Annotated in this window: 4 protein-coding genes; all 4 read right to left on the bottom strand. The window is 45.0% G+C overall.

The features are described from left to right. Window positions 1-595 precede the first annotated feature (595 nt). On the bottom strand, window positions 596-853 hold the full coding sequence (locus B147_RS27750; protein ID WP_211216924.1) for a helix-turn-helix domain-containing protein: 258 nt from the start codon (window positions 851-853) through the stop codon (window positions 596-598). 29 nt (window positions 854-882) lie between these two features. Beyond that, window positions 883-1,218: a helix-turn-helix domain-containing transcriptional regulator gene (locus tag B147_RS0107295; protein WP_020586564.1), complete on the bottom strand. Its 336-nt coding sequence runs from the start codon at window positions 1,216-1,218 to the stop codon at window positions 883-885. Then, window positions 1,194-1,508 carry a type II toxin-antitoxin system RelE/ParE family toxin gene (locus B147_RS0107290; protein WP_020586563.1) on the bottom strand — a complete coding sequence of 105 codons (315 nt, stop codon included), beginning with the start codon at window positions 1,506-1,508 and terminating at the stop codon, window positions 1,194-1,196. The genes B147_RS0107295 and B147_RS0107290 overlap by 25 nt, the downstream gene beginning before the upstream one ends. Window positions 1,509-1,569: 61 nt before the next feature. Further along, window positions 1,570-2,163, bottom strand: a complete 594-nt coding sequence (locus B147_RS32385; protein ID WP_211216923.1) for a tyrosine-type recombinase/integrase — start codon at window positions 2,161-2,163, stop codon at window positions 1,570-1,572. Window positions 2,164-2,722: the final 559 nt, after the last annotated feature.

The following is a 2,722-nucleotide window of genomic DNA, read 5'->3' as shown; positions in this document are numbered from 1 at the left end:
TTTACGCACATTTGTCAACAAAAAAATGACTGTTTTTTCAATAAATTTAGCTGTTTTTTACATGCAAAAAACTAACCGGACACTACTGAAAAAAATCAACTAATAGGAGATTATATCGGCATTTTTACGGATATAAAGAAAACAAAAAACCGGTCCGCCAGCTCTTTTGACAACAGCCAAAGGCATTGTCATAGGGGGCGGGCGTATTGGTTGTCTCACTCAAGCCCCTGGTGGAATCCTGCCGGGCGTTTTTAGGTGTCCGGTAATTCCGGTTTCTGCAACATGCATGCGCGTGGAGAGGTGCATCTCTGTAAAAAGTCCGGGGAGAAAATCCTTCAAAAAAATAATCTATGCGCGTAGGAGCGCCGTTTGTGCAGGCTTTTTCCTTATCTGGTGGGATTTGTTTAAACAGGCGGCCAGGGGACCGCCTATTCTGTCCGGATCATGACTCCGGGCCTATCCTGGGGAAAGAGATTATAGTCTTAATTCAACTTGAAAATCCGTGGCGTTCACGATGGGCCGAACCATGCCCGGTGTTTGTAATCTTCCTTTGAGATAATGCCGATTTTCATTACCTTTTGAAGTGGCAGGGGGATTAGAGAAACATCCTGTAATCAACCTTCAAGGCTTTTGAGAACAGTCTTGCATTCCTTTTTCCAATGGGGCGCTTTCCCCGTTCCATTTCGGAAATATGCCTCTGTGGGATGCCCGTAAGTTCGGAAAGTTGAACCTGGGTAAGCCCCTCCTTGTGCCTGCTGCCAGCCAGACTGGCGCCGGGTTCATTCCCTTTAAATTCCTTGAATGCTTCACGCCAGGGGATAGAATTCATATGGATTTCTTTCGTGTGATTCAATCTGTATCACCTTAATTAGTTTGATTCATTTATTGCGCCTGAACATCCAGTCTGACACCCAAGCCGTTGAGTACACTGACAAGGGTTTTCAATGTCGGATTCCCGTTTTTGAACAGCCGGTAAAGTGCCTGCCTGGTCAATCCGGTTTTTCTTGATAATTCGGAAACACCGCCTTCCCTGGCCCGAGTGATATAATAAAGCGTTTTCATTACGCTTTTGAAGTTGTCTTCTTCTGCAGTCAGGTCCTGGATGGTGTTTTTCAATAAATCCGGGATAAGCTCCGGGGATTCACGGAGTTGTTCAATGATAAAATCGTCCATGTCCTGCATGGATTCAGTGTTTATTTTTCCAATTCTTTCAGCCATTTTATCGCCTTTTCAATATCTCTATTTTGGCTCGATTTCGTGCCGCCAAGCAACAAAAGCATATCAGGAGAGATCATGGTATAATAAATTCTGTGACCATCCCGAAACCTAAGTTCTGATACTTTATCCCTCAAATATTTATAATCTCCGAGGTTGCCTGTGGTCACCTGTGCGAACCTGCGGATTATCTGGGTTTTGGCTTTATTTTCAAGTCCAGCAAACCACTCTTTGAAAATGGATTTACCGTTCTTCTCTGTGATTTTAACTTTTATCTTTACTGTTTCATCCATGGTTTAAGTGTATACATATAATTTACATATGGCAAGATGCCTTGTCAAGTTCAAGACGCTCTTATTTCCCACCATTAACCACTTTCAAAATCTGCTGGTCGCCTACCTCTGGCTGCTCAAGTCCCGCTTGCTCAAGTATCCATTTTTCAATTTTGACATGCCACATCCTAAGAAGGTCAATAGGTCGTTTCCGGTAATGTTTTTCAGCCGTGGCGCTCGGCTTATGCCCCATTATTTGGGCAGTTATTCCCACGGGCATCTCTACCCATTCGCTTAGGGTGCCGAAAGAGCGCCGCAACCCATGAAGGGTTAAGTCTGGTATCCCGGCCACTGAGAGCGCCCTGTTATGTGGAATCCTGGGTTCCTGTATCCTGCCTGATTTTGACTTGGGGCTACTGAAAACCCATTGGTTCCTTCTGGGCAGCATATTTAAAAGGTTGGCCACATATGGGGTCAAGGGTATTGTCCTTTCCCCTTCTACCTTGTCCCGGATCGTCATTGCCTGCCATCTGAAATTGACATCATCCCATTGAAGTCCCGCCAGTTCTTCACGTCTGGCTCCGGTCAATAATAATCCCTGCAGATATGCAGAAATAACCGGATTGCTCAATCCCTGGATGGCATTAAACCAAGCTGATAGTTGTTCCTTCTGCAAGCAATCGTCCTTTGCCTTTCTTTTCGGTAGGTTCTCTTTTTTGACCCTGCGTGAACAAGCATCTAGGGAGGCAAGCCCTTTGTATTTCTCCTGTCCATCTGCCCAATTAATGAAGGCTCTCAAGGCATCAAAAGCAATCCTGGCCTGTGTACTTCTTTTTGGGGATTCTGTTTCTAACCACAGTGTTATACGGTGAGGTGTCAGGTCAGATAATTTACAGTCCATTAGAGATGCCAAGGCACCCGGTTTGGTTACCCCTTGACCACGTTTTTTTTTCTCACCGCCCGCATGTGCAATTCGGAGATGGTCGGCTAAATGTCTCGGGCTCCAAGGTTCCTTACGGTTCATTCGAGCTTCAATATAGATAGGCCAAACGTCTTTCAATCTTACGCTTTGTCGACTGGCTTCAACGTCTTCCTCTTTTTGTTTAGCAACTCTCTCTTTTTTGGTCAGTCTTCTACTTTCAGTCATAACCCCCAGTAAAACTGGGGGCCTGATTGTTAACCGCTCAAAGCGGTCTTTTAAAAGCGCCTAAAGGCGCGGCTTAATCAAACAAATT

The organism is Desulfobacter curvatus DSM 3379 (assembly GCF_000373985.1).
Lineage (GTDB): Bacteria > Desulfobacterota > Desulfobacteria > Desulfobacterales > Desulfobacteraceae > Desulfobacter > Desulfobacter curvatus.
The sequence above is the reverse complement of the archived record's forward strand: the minus strand, read 5'-3'. Positions and strand labels throughout refer to the sequence as shown.